The sequence below is a fragment of the Arthrobacter sp. TS-15 genome (genome assembly GCF_006964045.1).
Taxonomy (GTDB): domain Bacteria; phylum Actinomycetota; class Actinomycetes; order Actinomycetales; family Micrococcaceae; genus Arthrobacter.
In genome coordinates, this window is record NZ_SDXQ01000039.1 from 48733 (window position 1) to 62495 (window position 13763).

The 13763-nt window shown below is 62.2% G+C and carries 11 protein-coding genes; 2 read left to right on the top strand and 9 right to left on the bottom strand.

Annotation, left to right across the window (positions count from 1 at the left end; genetic code table 11):
- Nucleotides 1-12: 12 nt before the first annotated feature.
- The 8 genes from EU811_RS16065 to EU811_RS16100 form a co-directional block, all read right to left on the bottom strand.
- Nucleotides 13-1026, bottom strand: a complete 1014-nt coding sequence (locus EU811_RS16065; RefSeq protein ID WP_142939333.1) for a Gfo/Idh/MocA family protein — start codon at nucleotides 1024-1026, stop codon at nucleotides 13-15.
- Between the two features lie 62 nt (nucleotides 1027-1088).
- Complete coding sequence (locus EU811_RS16070) at nucleotides 1089-2006, bottom strand: sugar phosphate isomerase/epimerase family protein (protein WP_142939334.1); 918 nt, start codon at nucleotides 2004-2006, stop codon at nucleotides 1089-1091.
- Nucleotides 2007-2039: 33 nt separating this feature from the next.
- Nucleotides 2040-3551: a CoA-acylating methylmalonate-semialdehyde dehydrogenase gene (locus EU811_RS16075; RefSeq protein ID WP_142939335.1), complete on the bottom strand. Its 1512-nt coding sequence runs from the start codon at nucleotides 3549-3551 to the stop codon at nucleotides 2040-2042.
- Nucleotides 3552-3596: 45 nt separating this feature from the next.
- Nucleotides 3597-5543: a 3D-(3,5/4)-trihydroxycyclohexane-1,2-dione acylhydrolase (decyclizing) gene (gene iolD, locus EU811_RS16080; protein WP_187697228.1), complete on the bottom strand. Its 1947-nt coding sequence runs from the start codon at nucleotides 5541-5543 to the stop codon at nucleotides 3597-3599.
- A gap of 6 nt (nucleotides 5544-5549) precedes the next feature.
- The gene (locus tag EU811_RS16085; protein ID WP_142939336.1) at nucleotides 5550-6512 is read right to left on the bottom strand and encodes a Cgl0159 family (beta/alpha)8-fold protein; all 963 of its coding nucleotides are present in this window, start codon (nucleotides 6510-6512) and stop codon (nucleotides 5550-5552) included.
- Nucleotides 6509-7543, bottom strand: a complete 1035-nt coding sequence (gene iolC / locus EU811_RS16090) for a 5-dehydro-2-deoxygluconokinase (protein WP_142939337.1) — start codon at nucleotides 7541-7543, stop codon at nucleotides 6509-6511. The genes EU811_RS16085 and iolC overlap by 4 nt, the downstream gene beginning before the upstream one ends.
- Before the next feature lie 162 nt (nucleotides 7544-7705).
- Nucleotides 7706-8110, bottom strand: a complete 405-nt coding sequence (locus EU811_RS16095) for a tautomerase family protein (RefSeq protein WP_142939338.1) — start codon at nucleotides 8108-8110, stop codon at nucleotides 7706-7708.
- 275 nt (nucleotides 8111-8385) lie between these two features.
- Nucleotides 8386-9324 (bottom strand): LysR family transcriptional regulator, encoded by a 939-nt coding sequence (locus EU811_RS16100; RefSeq protein WP_142939339.1) that lies wholly within the window; start codon nucleotides 9322-9324, stop codon nucleotides 8386-8388.
- A 241-nt stretch (nucleotides 9325-9565) separates the two neighbouring features.
- On the opposite strand from EU811_RS16100, the gene EU811_RS16105 reads away from it, so the two are divergent.
- Complete coding sequence (locus tag EU811_RS16105; protein WP_142939340.1) at nucleotides 9566-10678, top strand: PrpF domain-containing protein; 1113 nt, start codon at nucleotides 9566-9568, stop codon at nucleotides 10676-10678.
- A gap of 12 nt (nucleotides 10679-10690) precedes the next feature.
- Complete coding sequence (locus EU811_RS16110; RefSeq protein ID WP_142939341.1) at nucleotides 10691-12136, top strand: SLC13 family permease; 1446 nt, start codon at nucleotides 10691-10693, stop codon at nucleotides 12134-12136.
- Nucleotides 12137-12302: 166 nt separating this feature from the next.
- Here EU811_RS16110 and EU811_RS16115 read toward each other — a convergent pair whose 3' ends face one another.
- The gene (locus EU811_RS16115) at nucleotides 12303-13727 is read right to left on the bottom strand and encodes a glycoside hydrolase family 32 protein (RefSeq protein ID WP_142939453.1); all 1425 of its coding nucleotides are present in this window, start codon (nucleotides 13725-13727) and stop codon (nucleotides 12303-12305) included.
- Nucleotides 13728-13763 lie beyond the last annotated feature (36 nt).

Sequence of the window (13763 nt, forward strand, 5' to 3'; positions counted from 1 at the left end):
GGTGGCTATCCCCTACTTGTAGAGATCCGGCTTGGTGTTCAGCTGGACCTTGACCTTCTCGCCGGACTTCTGGGCCTCGACGCCTGCCTCGCAGCAGGCTGCGGTGGCGTAACCGTCCCAGGCAGTGGGACCGCCGATTTCACTGCGAAGGGCGGCGTCCACCCAAGCCTGCACCTCGACGTCGTACGCCGCTCCAAAACGCTCTTCAAAACCGGGGGTGACGTTGCCGCCCCATTTGCCCGCTGACTGGACGTACGGGCCGTTGTCCCCGCCAATGCTCACAATGCCATCCTCGAAGGACGCCTGCGTGGCCACCTGGTATCCGAACTTGGCGTTGACGTAGATTTCGACGTCGGCCAGCACACCGGATTCGGTTTCCAGCAAAACGTGCTGGGGGTCATGCTGGCCGCTGGGCGCAGTGCGGGTGGGCTTGCCCAGGCGGACCTGGACTGAGGTGATTTCTTCACCGGTGAAGTAGCGGATGGCATCGAACTCGTGGACAACGGAGTCGTTGATCAGCATCTCGTTGGTGAAGCCCTCGGGCGTGCTCGGGTTGCGGTGCTGGTGGTGAAGCATCAAAAGCTCCCCCAATTCGCTGTTGCGGATGATGGCGCCCAAGGCCGAGTACTCGGCATCGAAGCGGCGCATGAACCCCACCTGAATGCGCTTGTGGCCCAAAGCCTGCTCAGCCTGGACCACTTTCCAAGCGCTCTCGGCATCCGGCGTCAGCGGCTTCTCGCAAAGAATCGGGAAGTCCTTCTTCAGTGCCTTATAGAGGATTTCCTCGTGGAGGAAGCCCGGGGTGGCGATCAAGACGGCGTTCACGTCACCGTTGTTGAGCGCTTCGTCGGCACTGGCAAGAGCGACGGCACCGTCGATGCCTTCAATTGCGGCTTGCGCGCGGGCCAGGTCAACGTCGACGACGGCGGCTACTTCAGCGCCGTGGATGCGCGTGCTGAGACGCTTGATGTGGTCCGCACCCATGCGGCCCGCGCCGATGACGGCAACGCGGAGGTTCTGTGTCACTGTATCTGTCCTTCGTGAGGTTTTTCTGGGGTGCTGCTGGCAGCCGTTAGTGGACCGCGTTACTACTGAATGCGCGTACGGGAGCCGCAGGAGAGCAGGTAGTTACGGGTTCGTTTAGCGATGGGCATCGGTACATCGAACGCTACCGGGTACATGTCCTGTTCAACGATGCCGAAGATCGGCCGGTTGAGCCCTTCCACCGCTTCGATCACCGCGCGCAGGTCCGGAAGGCCGTTGGGCGGTTCGGTCATGACGCCTGCCAGGTTGGCAGCTGCCCAGGTCATGTTCTTCTCGTTGACCTCGGCAAGGACCTCGGGGTTGATCTGCTTGAGGTGCAGGTAGCCGATGCGGTCCGGGTAGTTCTTGATGAGTTCCAGGCTGGATGCACCACAGTATTCAGCGTGCCCGGTGTCCAGGCACAGGTTCAAGTATTGCGGATCCGTCGCTGCCAGCAGGGTTTCGATGTCCTTCTGCGCACCGACGTGCGAGTCAGCGTGCGAGTGGAACTGCTGGTTCAATCCAAAGTCCTCCAGCAGCACCTTGCCCATGCGGTTGTGGCCGGCGAACAAGTCAGCCCACTGCTCGTCGGTAAGTTCACCGCTCTCCACGGCTTCGCCGGTAACGTCATCGCGCCACATCGCGGGAATGACCACAATGTGTTCGCCGCCCATGGCTGCCGTCAGTTCAGCAACCTTACGGGCCGGCTCCCATGCTTCGTCGTATTGCTTCGCGCCACGGTGGAAAGCAGTGAAGACCGTTCCTGCGGTGACCTTGAGGTCGCGCTGCTTGAGCTCCTCTGCCAAGCGCGTTGGGTCGTTTGGCAGGTAGCCGTACGGACCCAGTTCAATCCACTTGTAACCGGATTCGGCAACCTCATCCAGGAAACGCTCCCACGGTGTTTGCTGGGGATCATCGGCAAACCACACACCCCAGGAGTCGGGGGCGGTGCCGATGATCAGCTTGTTCTCGACATCAGTCATGACGGCTTTGTCTTCCTTTGTGGCGGCGGGGATCTAGTTGGAGGGGAAGTTGTAGGAGGCGCCGGAGGCATGGGTGGGTTCGGGCCAGCGGGAGGTGATGACTTTGCCTCGGGTGTAGAAGGAGACGCCTTCGGGGCCGTAGATGTGTTTGTCGCCGAAGAGGGAGTTCTTCCACCCGCCGAAGGAGTGGTAGGCCACCGGGACGGGCAGCGGCACGTTGATGCCCACCATGCCCACGGTCACCGAGCGCTGGAACTTACGAGCGTTCGCTCCCGAGGAGGTGAAGATCGCGGTGCCGTTGCCGTACGGGTTGGAGTTAATAAGCTTGATGCCCTCTTCGAGGTCGGCCACGCGGACCACTACCAGGACGGGTCCGAAGATTTCCTCGGTGTACGCGGTCATTTCGGTCTTGACGTGATCGATCACCGTGGGGCCCACCCAGAAGCCGTCTTCGTGGCCCGGGACCACCAAGTCCCGGCCGTCCACCACCATCGCGGCGCCGGCGGTTTCGGCTTCGGTGACGATCTTGACGATGCGTTCTTTGGAGGCCGGGGTGATGACCGGGCCCATGTCGGCGTCGGGTTCGGTGCCGTTGCTCACCTTGATGGCCAAGGCGCGTTCCTGGACCTTTTTCACGATCAGGTCCGCTGCGTCACCCACAGCAACGGCGACGGAGATCGCCATGCAACGCTCACCGGCGGAACCGAACGCGGCGGCGGCGAGGTGATCGGCAGCGTTGTCGAGGTCAGCGTCGGGCATCACGATGGCGTGGTTCTTCGCCCCGCCCAGGGCCTGCACGCGCTTGCCGTGCTTGGTAGCTGTCTCGTGGACGTACTGCGCGATCGGGGTGGAGCCGACAAACGAGATGCCGTCCACGTCCGGGTGGGTCAGCAGGCCGTCGACGGTTTCCTTGCCACCGTGCAGGACCTGGAACACGCCATCGGGCAGGCCGGCCTGCTTCCAGAGCTTGGCCAGCAGCATCGGGGCGGACGGATCACGCTCGGAGGGCTTGAGGATGAACGCGTTACCGGTAGCGATGGCCATCGGCGCCATCCACAACGGCACCATGACCGGGAAATTGAACGGGGTAATGCCTGCAACCACACCCAGCGGCTCGCGGAAGGAGAAAACATCGATGCCCGTGGAGACCTGGTCCGAGTAGTCGCCCTTGAGCAGCTGCGGGATGCCACAGGCGAACTCGATGACTTCCAGGCCGCGGCCGATCTCGCCCTTAGCGTCGGAGAGGACCTTGCCGTGCTCCGCGGTGATCAGCTCGGCCAAGTCATCGACATGTGCGGCGACGAGTTCACGGAACTTGAACAACACCGCGGTGCGCTTGGCAAGGGAAATATCGCCCCAGGACTCCGCGGCCTTCTTCGCGGCAGCCACCGTGGTGTTCAGATCGGCTTCGTTGGCCAGACGCAGCTCCGCGGAAACCTGTCCGGTGGCCGGATTGTAGACGGGCTGGGTGCGGTCGCCTTCGCCGGTGGTTTCAGCGCCGTTGATGAAGTGGTGGATGGTGGTCAGTGTGGTCGTCGTCGACATGTGCGGACTTCCTTGTGGTCTGTGGCTTTTAGGGCGGGGCTGTGACTAGCCGAGCAGCTTACGCTGGCGGTTCTTGTGGTCTGTATACGTCTTGTAGGCCTGCTGGGTGGATTCGAGGTCTGAGACCTGCGAGACGGGAACATCCCACCAGGACTCGGAGCTCGGGGCATCCAGCAAAGGATCGGACTCAACGTGGATCACGATGGGGCCTGTTTCCGGGGCCGCTTTGGCTTCCTTGATGGCGGCGCCGAGGGCCTCAATGAGGTTCTCACCAGGTTCGATCCGGATGACCTTGGCTCCCAGAGATTCTGCGTTGGTGGCGAGGTCGATGGGAAGGTTCTCGCCGGCGTCGAAGCTGTGCTGTTCCTTGTCCAGGACCCGGTACTGCGTACCGAAGCGCTGGGAACCGAGTGATTCGGAGAGAGAGCCGATGGAGGCGTAGCCGTGGTTCTGGATGAGGACCACGATGAGCTTGATGCGTTCGGCGACGGCGGTGACCAGTTCGGTGTGCATCATCAGGTAGGAGCCGTCCCCCACCATGACCACCACATCCCTGTCCGGGCCACCTGCGGCGGCTTCGGCCAGTGCCGCGCGCTTCACGCCCAGCCCTCCCGGAATTTCGTACCCCATGCAGGAGTAGGCGTATTCCACGTGGTAGCCGAAGGGGTCGCGGACGCGCCACATCTTGTGCAGGTCACCGGGCAGGGAACCGGCGGCGCAGATGACAACGTCCTGGTCATCCATGGCCTTGTTGGTGGCCCCGATGATCTCGTTCTGGGCCGGCAGCGGCGTGTAGCGTGTCTCGAAAGCTTCGTCCACGGTTGCGTTCCAGCGCTTCTTCTCCGCTGCGACCTTCTCTTCGAGATCGGCACCCACCCGGTACCCGCCTAAGGCCTGGTTGAGCTTCACCAAGGCCTTGCGGGCATCGGCGACGATCGGCAACGTGGTCCCGTGCTTGTAGGCGTCGATCGGTGCGACGTTGATGTTCACGAACTTCACGTCCGGGTTCTGGAACGCGGTCCGGGAAGCGGTGGTGAAGTCCTCGTAGCGGGTCCCGATGCCAATGATGAGGTCCGCTTCGGCAGCGATGGCGTTGGCCGCCGTCGTGCCCGTTGAACCGATGGCACCGAGCGAGTGCTGGTGGTCCCACGGCAGGACGCCCACGCCGGCCTGCGTGTTGCCCACCGGGATGCCGGTCAGCTCAGCAAATGTGGCGAGTTCGGCGTTGGCGTAGGCGTAGAGGACTCCGCCGCCGGCGATGATCAGCGGGCGTTTAGCGGCGCGGATGGCCTCCACGGCGCGGCGGATGTCGTCATCCTCAACCTCGGGACGGCGGATCCGCCACTCCCGCTCGGCCAGGAACTCTTCGGGAACGTCGAAAGCCTCGGCCTGGACATCTTGCGGCAGCGAAATCGTGACCGCGCCGGTCTCCGCGGGGTCCGTGAGAACGCGGAGTCCGTGGTGGAACGCTGAGAAGAGCTGTTCCGGGCGGGAGACCCGGTCGAAGAACTTGGACAGCGGACGGAAGGCATCGTTGACCGTGATGTCATACGCGTACGGGAGCTCCAGCTGCTGCAGTACGGGATCAGCGGCGCGCGTGGCGAACGTGTCACTGGGCAGCAGGAGTACAGGCAAACGGTTGGTGGTGGCCAATGCGGCGCCGGTCAGCAGGTTCGAGGAACCCGGGCCAATGGAAGTGCTGATGGCGAACGTCTGGCGGCGGCGGGTGTGGCGTGCGTAGCCCACGGCCTGGTGGACCTGGGCCTGCTCATTGCGGCCCTGGTAGTACGGCATGATCGTGGGGTCCGCGGCCTGGTACTGCTTCAACGCCTGGCCCACGCCGGCCACGTTGCCGTGTCCGAAGATGCCGAACGTGCCCGGAATCAGCCGCTCACGGTACTCCACACCATTAATGGAATCCACCGTGTACTGCTTGGAAAGGAACTCGACCACAGCCTGGGCCACGGTCATCCGACGGGTTGCTGTACCCATTACTAGCTACTCCGATACTTTCACTGGAATACGGTCTGCCAAGGTGCGCTTGTCCGCAGCGGCGGCCACGGGCGCAGTGTTGTTCAGCAGCGAGGCCGCAGTCGCAACGGCACCCGCCACATCGCCGTCGTGCGGGTAAAGCAACGTCCTGCCCACCGTGAGGCCGCGGACGCCTGGCAATGCCAGAGCTGCCTGCCAGCTGGCGAACACCTCGTCCTGACTTCCGTCAGGGTCACCACCCAACAACACAGTGGGCATGGTGGTGGACGCCATGACGCGTTCCATCTCAGCCACCACCGGGAGCTTCATCCAGGTATAGGCGCTAGTGGAACCAAGGCCCTCGGCAATACCCACAGACTTGATCACGGCATCTGCACGGAGGTCGTTGCGGACCTTTCCGTGCGCATCACGGACAGAGAGGAACGGCTCAACCATAGCGATGAGCTTGCGCTCGGCCAGCGAATCGATGGCTTTCGCCGTGGCTTCAAGAGTGGCCACAGTGTCCGGGTCGCCGAGGCAGATGCGTGTGAGCATTTTGCCGCCATCGGCACCGAGCGCTTCCAGCGCAGCGGCAGTATGGCCGGTGAAACGGTCATCGAACTCGTTGACCAGGCCGGCCAGTCCACCACGGTTCATGGAACCGAAGACGAGTTTGCCTTCCAAGGCCCCCAGCAACAGGAGGTCGTCCATGATGTCCGGCGAGGCGAGGATGCCATCAACGGCAGGGTTCGCCAAGGCAATCTGCAGACGGTCCAGGAGGTCCCTGCGATCCGCCATGGCCATGGGCTGTGGACCAACGGCGAGGGCGCCGCGGGCAGGATGGTCTGCAGCGACGATGAAGTTCTGCGTGTTGTGTTTCAGGCCGGGGTGACGGCGGCGGGTGGCTGCAGCGCGGGCCACGGCCTCGGGGTCCTCCAACCTGATACGGCTCAAATGCTCGTAACGGCGGGGGTCATCGTTGGCGCTCAACGAACTGCTCCTTCTGCAAGGGTGGAGGCTCCGACTGTGGCAGCTGCCGAAGCCGCACCGGGGATGGGGCGGCCTCGTTCAGTGAGCAGCGAGGTGACCTCGTCCGGCGTCGGCATGGCATCAGCGCAGGAGAGGCGTGAGGCGACGATCGCACCGGAGGCGTTCGCGTAGTCCAGGACCTCGGACAGCGGCCAACCGGACAGCAGCCCGTGACAGAAGGCGCCGCCAAAGGAGTCGCCGGCACCCAGGCCATTGACGGTTTCCACCGGGACAGGGGCGGAGACCACGCGCTCGGTGCGGGTTTTGGCCATCACGCCTTCCGCGCCAAGCTTCACGACGGCAATTTCGACGCCGGCATCCAGTAGGCGGTCCGCCTGCTCGTCAGGGGTGCCCTCACCTACGGCAACTGCACATTCCTTATCGTTTCCAATGGCAACAGTGACGTGAGGGAGGACCTTGGCAACTTCGGTGCGGGCTTCGGCTTCGGAGGCCCAGAACATGGGACGGTAGTCCAGATCCAAGATGGTGAACTGACCTTGCTTCAGTCCGGCACGGGGCCGGGCCTGATGGGCTTTGATGTGGGCTTCGCGGCTGGGTTCCTGGCACAGGCCGGTGACGGTGGACCAGAAAATGCCAGCGTCACGGATGGCCGCCAGGTCCAGCTCTGCAGCCTTGATCTGCAGGTCCGGTGCCGAGGGAAAACGGCCGTAAAAGTAGAGTGGGAATTCGTCCGTGGCCGGTTTGATCGCGCAGAAGGTCACCGCCGTGGGGTATTCCTTGACCGCGGAGACGAAAGAATCGTCCACATTGAACTTGTGCAGTTCCCGGTGCAGGTAGTTTCCGAAGGCGTCATCGCCGGTACGGGTGATGACGCCCGCGCGTCGGCCGTGACGCGCCGCGGCGACGGCTACGTTGGAGGGCGAACCTCCAAGGTATTTCCCAAAGGACGTTACGTCCTCAAGGTCCACTCCGATGTCGTTCGGGTAGATATCAACGCTGATGCGCCCGATCGTAAGCAGTTCGTGGGTCACGATGATCGTTGACCTTTCTCTTGTGAACTCTAAACCTTTGAGCGCTGGGCCCCAATGCCTTGCCACCCCTCAGTGAGCGGGGCCACAGGACTACTTTGCACCAGATTCAATGTCCTGTCAAAGGTTTGTACTGACATATTTACAACATGACACTGGGTGCCATTATTTGCTCGGCACGGCCAGTTCGCCTGTGACATACTGACTGCGGCCAAAGCCGAACGACCAGTCACCTGGCGAGTTCTCCACATAGCCCACAAAGACGTCCTCACCCGCCACTCCCACCTCAGCCAGACTGCTGGCGATTGCCGCAAATAACGAACTCTTGGCATCCTGGCTGCGGCCACCCTGCGTAAAGATCTGGATCATCACCATCCCGGAAGTGCGCTCAAACCCGAGGCCGGCGTCCTGGGCAATAATCTGACCCTGGGGATGCTCGGTGAGAATGTGGAAGTAATCGCGCTCCGGTATCCCATATTCCGCAAGGATGGCATCGTGAACAGCGCGGCTCAGCGCGGTCAATTCCTCCGGGGTGCGGCCTTGATTGACGTCGATTCGAACAAGCGGCATGTTTTTCTCTCCTAGTTTGTCCTGTCATACTAACAAATTGCATCTTCGAAATTCAAGGGTGCCGTGATTCCCTTGGTGCCAACAACAAACAACCCCCCGGCCGCGGGGCGGCAAGGGGGGTGGCGGTAATCGAAGGTGGGTGGACGACTGCCACCCAATGGCACATGCGCCTCACCAAGGCCACGTGATAGGTGATAACCACCAGGGTCAGCGAACGCTACGCCTGTACCAAGGGTCGACCCACTGCCCTAGCGCGTCCGATGCCATGCACCACCTCAGAGATACTCGTTGCCTCGTTCACGGGCTATTTCCAACAGGGTGGAGTGGAACGCCACCTCCGCAGGCGCATAGACCTTGTCCTGGCGTTGGGCCAAGAGAACCCGGCGCAGGGGTGCCTCGGCCCCCAGGCTGAGGACCCTGACATCCGGATGCTGCAAGGCCACCGCTGTCTTGGGGACCATCGCCACCCCCATGCCGACGCTGACCATGGCTTGAGCCTCTTGGTAATCGTTGGCAAGGAATCCGATGTTTGGTTCAAAGCCGGCGTCGTGGGCGGAGCGTTGAAGTACCTCCACTACCGGGTGCGCCTCTGCGCGGACTATCCACGATTCCTTTCGGAGGTCTTTCATGGTCACCTCGTCGCGATCGGCCAAAGGGTGCCCCTTGGCCACAAGGATCACCGTGCTCTCTTGGAAGACTTCCGTGACCCGAATGGATTCGTCGTTGAAGCGGTTCCAGGGGTAGTCCCAGAGCAAGCACAACCCGGTCACTCCGGATTCGAGGTCCGAGACCAATTCATCGAAGCGGGCGCTGCGCACTGAGAGACCAATCGCCGGGTAGCGCTTCTTGAAGGCGCGGATCACTAAGGGCAAAAATGAACCGGCCAGTGTAGGGAACGTGCCAACCGTCAATGAGCCGCGGTTCAAACCGGCAATCTGGCCAAGGTCGGACCGGGCGGCGCGCATCTGTCCCACGATCTTCCGCGCATGTCCTGCCAGCACCTGCCCCGCCTCCGTGGGGACAACACCGCGGGACCGCCGGTTGAGCAGGGGCTGCCCCACTTCCTGCTCCAATTTGCGCAGCTGCTGCGAGACAGCCGATGGCGAATACATCATGATGTCCGCCGCCGCGGTGATCGATCCCTGTTCCACCACCTCCACCAGGAGGGCAAGTCGCCGGATATCAATTAAATCCAAACTTTCATCGTTAAGCATCGCTTCACCCTTCTCCATACTTGGTTCATTCTAAGCAGTTGCACGGCATTCAGCGCCTGCAGCAGGGTGGAAACCAGGGTTTTCGCAATCTTCAAGCTCTGCCTAACCCTGCCTACACAGTGAATGAAGGATCACTACACTCCCCCTCATTTATTCAACATTGTCTTCATATGTGATTCGGATCATCCTCGTAACAGGCAAACAAACTTTGCAGGATTGCCACGAGAGGCAGGGAAGCACAATGAAGATCGAAGCTGAATGGATGCGCGGAGGAACCAGCAAGTGCTGGGTCTTTGAAACTGAACACCTGGATACGGCCAACGCCAGCCTGGACGATCTCCTGCCGCGACTCTTTGGAAGCCCCGATACCCGGCAAATCGATGGGGTGGGCGGGGCTACATCGACTACCAGTAAGGCAATGATCCTCAGCCGACCGGCGAATCCGGGGGTGGACGTCGAATTCACCTTCGCCCAGGTGGGCATCGAGGAGGCCACCGTTGACTGGGGCAGCAACTGCGGGAACTGCTCCGCCGTCGTCGGCCTCTACGCCATCGAGAAAGGCTGGGTCGTGCCCGACGCCGATTCCACCCGCATCGTCACCCGTAACACCAACACGGGCCAGATCATCATCCAGCGGGTTTCCACACCTGCCGGCGCGCTGCCGATCACCCCGGACGCGCACATGCCCGGCGTCGTGTTTCCCGGCTACAAAGTCGGTCTTGGCTTCCAAGATCCGGCCGGCAAGACCACCGGACATCTGCTCCCCACGGGTGAGGCGTCAGACACGATCATGGCCGGCGGAACCCGCTGGACCGTATCGATGGTGGATGCCGGCGCCCCGGTAGTCATCGTCCGGGCCGAGGAACTTGGACTGGACACAGCCCGCTACGAGACGTGGAAGGCCAGCGTGGAATTGCACCTGGATACCCTGGACGTCATCCGTCGTCAGGCAGCGGTCCGAATGGGAATGGCAGCAACTCCAGCCGAAGCCGCACGCGCCGTTCCCAAGCTCGCAATCGTCGGCCCACCCACCGGGCCGGAGTGCGACGTCAACGTCATGATGCTGTCGATGGGCAAGCCCCATCCGGCGTTGGCCATCACCGGCAGCATCGCCCTCACACTTGCCGCCCGCACCCCGGGCACGGTAATGAACGACATCACCGGCGACGCACCCCAGGCAGTCCTGAAACTGCGGACACCTGCCGGCGTCATCGAAACCTGGAGCGAGGAACTAGATGGGTCCCTTCTGGTGGGCGTAGACCGAACAGCGCGCACCATCGCCTCCAGCATCATTCACCTCCCGGAGACTCTCGGCAACGTCGTCGAAGCCTCACTAGCAACAGCCACTCGATGAGGAGAAACAACCATGGCTAAGACTATTTTCACACCAGCTCCCGAGGCTGAGAGCGAACTCCGGGAAGAGCGTTCCCAGCGACCCGGCAACCGCCGCCGTATCCTGCTGATAACGGTTGCCGCTTCAGTCATCCTGGGTCTGTTTGCCATCCTGTTCGGGGGTGCCATCTTCAACCCGGCGGCCACCCCTGAATCGGAGCCGACCATGACTGCCATCCAGATCATCCCGCTGGTAATCCTTGTGGTGATGTTCGTCGTCGCCACCAAGTGGCCACTGAACATCGGCGTCATGGGACTCGTGGCATCCTTCGGGGTTGGCTACTTCATGCTGGGTATGACCGACAAGGAGATCCTGGCCGATTTCCCGGCGAACATCGTGATCACCATCATCGGTGTTACCTACTTCTTCAGCATGGCCCAGCGAAACGGGACCATCGACATCATCGTCCAAAACTGCGTCAGGCTTGTTCGTGGAAAGACTCTGCTGCTGCCGTGGGTATTCTTCCTGCTCGCAGCATCACTGACCGCCCTGGGCACGTTCTCCCCCGCCGCCGTGGCTCTGCTGGCACCGGCTGCGATCGGCCTGGCCTACGAGTCACGCATCCACCCGGTTCTCATGGGCGCATTCATCATCAACGGAGCCCACGCAGGCGGCTTCTCCCCGCTGTCCGTGGCGGGTGTCCTGGTGCATGACATTGCTGTCAAGAACGGCTTCCCGATCTCCCAGGGCGCACTTTTCGGAGCGAGCTTCGCACTGAATCTGATCCTGTCCGTACTCACTGTGGTGCTGTTCGCCCTTTTGGGTAAACTCCGCGACGGCGCCGCAGGCCAGCACGCCGAGCTCGAGGCACGACCCACCCGCCCGCACGGCCAGCAGATCCTGACGCTGGGGCTCATCGTGGCCATGCTTGTCTGCGCCTTGGGCTTCCACATGCCCATCGGCTTCGTCGCCCTCTCGGCGGGACTCCTGCTGGCGCTGGTCAACATCAGGGAGCACCAAACCTTCATCGGCGGAGTCTCCTGGTCCACCGTGCTGCTCGTCGCCGGAATGATCACTTACGTTTCCCTCCTGCAGCACGCTGGCGTCATCGACACCCTCGCAGAGCAAGCCCTGGCCCTCGGAGCACCTCTCCTCATTGCCCTGGTACTCTGCTATGTCATCGGCGTCGGCTCCGCTTTCGCTTCCTCCACCGCGCTGCTGACAGCTTTCATCCCTCTGGCTGGTCCTTTGCTGGCAACGAGTTCGCTCAGTGCATCGGGAACCGTTGCGTCCCTGGCGATCGCCGCCACCGTGGTGGACGTATCGCCGTTCTCCACCGACGGCGCGTTGGTGGTGGCCAACGCTCGCGAGGATGACCGTCAGCGCGTCTATAAGCAGCTGATGATGTACGCCGGCGGAGTGGTTTTGGTGGCACCCGCACTCGCCTGGGCATTGCTTGTACCAACGGGCATCATGTAGCTCAACGTATTACTAAACGCCGAAGAACAGGTTCGGTACGCGTAGGAACCGCTCCGGCACACCATCGCAACAGGTAACCCGACCTCCGGGCGCAGGGGCGCGACCCATCGCACCAAGGGCAGGACCACCCACCAGTGGTCCTGCCCTTCGTTATTTTTGGGTGGGGCTAGGGCGTGACTTTGAGCTCACGGATGGTCAGGTCCTGGAATGTGGCCGATCCTTCATGGGCGTAAAGGCGGATGCCGTCATCACCTTCAAGGGGGAAAACCCGGTGCGAGTGCACCACGCGCCCATCGCCGACGAACACTTCGACGCTGGTGCGATCCACAAGGATGCGGAGCGTAAGTCTGCCAGTGGTGGGATCCATCGCGGTTTGGGTTTCCCCCGCAGTGGGGTTAACGGTGGGGCGGCGGTTGACGTACGTAAACGAGCCACGCAGGAACGCACCGGCGGCCACATGCCTGCCTCCACCTGGCGCGCGGCATACCTCCAACCCGAGATTGGCCGGCGGCGCGGCCGGATCCCACACCACCTCGCAGCTCAGATCGTAAGCATTCGAGCGGATCTTCAGGTCATGAGTACCGGCAACCGCCACATCACCTAGTCGATGTGTGCGCTTCACGTGATCGCTCAGGGCAGATGTGGGCGCTGAGGCGAGGTAATAGGCGTCGCTTCCACGCTTGAGCCGGACATCGCGGACAATCATGTCATCGCCGTTGTAGCCGTCAGTGGAAAGGGTTGGCGTGTTGTGGGGGTAATCCCAGAAATTGGCCCAGCCGATTGCCCGTCGGAGGGTTGGGTCCTCCGCACCCGTCGCATCGTGATGCGGGTAGGTCACTGCGCCATAAAAGTCGAAGCCATAATCAAGCCATTCCGGCTCGGCGTGGTCGGGGGTGAAGGAGCTGCCGTCAAAAGCTCCAGTCCAATACGCATACGTCGCAGGCAACCCGCGCCCCTTGCCATTGGCACTGGTACCAAGGACCCAGTGCGAGGTGCCGTCGTCGGCAGTCATCTTGAAGAGGTCAGGGCACTCCAGCAGCCCCAGGTCGCTGCGAAGAAATTCGCCAACACGTTTCCAGGACCGAAGGTCCGGGGAGGTGTAAAAACCCAGCTTCTGCCCCTCGGCATTGGCCATGAACCACCGGCCGCGGTCTGCGTCCCAGATCACCTTGGGGTCTCGGAAATCGTGCACCCCCGGGTTGGGCAGTACCGGCGCCTCGCCGCCGGGCGTGAAAGAGCGCCCCCTGTCCGTGGAGTACCAGAGGTATTGTGCCTGCCGGCCTTCCGGAGCCTGGGTAACTAGGGCTATGACGGCTCCAGCACCATATCCGGCAGTATTGGCATCATCAACCACCAGACATCCGGACCAACAATCGCCGTTGCCGTTGCTGAACTTGGGTATCGCCACTCCGCGATCCCGGAATGCGACGTGATCCGTGGTGGTGGCCCTGCGCCAGGACGTGCCGCCACCGCCCTTGATGTAGTCAGCGTTGTACAGGTAGTAGTAGTGGTACTCCCCGTCAAGGTAGATGGGTCGTTGGGGATCGTTCTTCCAGTTGTCGGTCACGCTGAAGTGATAGACAGGGCGCATCCGGGATGATCCTTTCGAGGCTGGGCCGCCCACCGC